This window comes from Streptomyces sp. SID12488, assembly GCF_010548275.1.
In the GTDB taxonomy this organism is placed as follows: domain Bacteria; phylum Actinomycetota; class Actinomycetes; order Streptomycetales; family Streptomycetaceae; genus Streptomyces.
This window is the reverse complement of record NZ_JAAGLT010000116.1, coordinates 1-491: the sequence shown is the minus strand read 5'-3', so window position 1 is coordinate 491 and position 491 is coordinate 1. Positions and strand designations below refer to the sequence as shown.

Sequence of the window (491 nt, the reverse complement as noted above, 5' to 3'; positions counted from 1 at the left end):
CGCCGAGCTCGATGGGGGCGACGACGCCGTTGGTGGTGAGCTCGCCGAGCCAGTCGTGCGCGCCGACGGTGATGTCGGGGCCCTCGCCCGTGGGGACCTGCGCGAGGAAGTCCGCGCGGATGTCCTCGAAGTTCTTGAGCACGAGCTCGACGTCGACGTCGTTCTCGTCCTCGAACGCCTTGGCGGCCTGCTCGACCGCGTCCTTGCGGATCTTTGGGCGGCTTATGTCCTTCTTGACCTCGATGACGGTCGCACCCATCTCAATATCGATGCGGTGACCGGTGCCGTCGCCCACCTGCGCTTCCAGCACGGGCGTCAGGAGATCCTGCTCGCCGAGGTTGAGGTCGGCATCCAGCAGGAACTGGCGGATGTCCGCCTGCAGCGTCGCTTCGGCGCGGACAGCCTTGCGCTCGATGACCCGCTTGAACACGGTTTCGAGCGCGGTAGGCGAAGAAGGGGCAGAGAGCGTCACAGAGAGAGCTCCAAGAGCA

At 66.0% G+C, this 491-nt stretch carries 1 protein-coding gene; it reads right to left on the bottom strand.

The features are described 5' to 3' along the window. The coding region (locus tag G3I56_RS45220) for an extracellular solute-binding protein (RefSeq protein WP_343240235.1) at positions 1–472 on the bottom strand (472 nt) is incomplete at its 3' end. Positions 473–491: the final 19 nt, after the last annotated feature.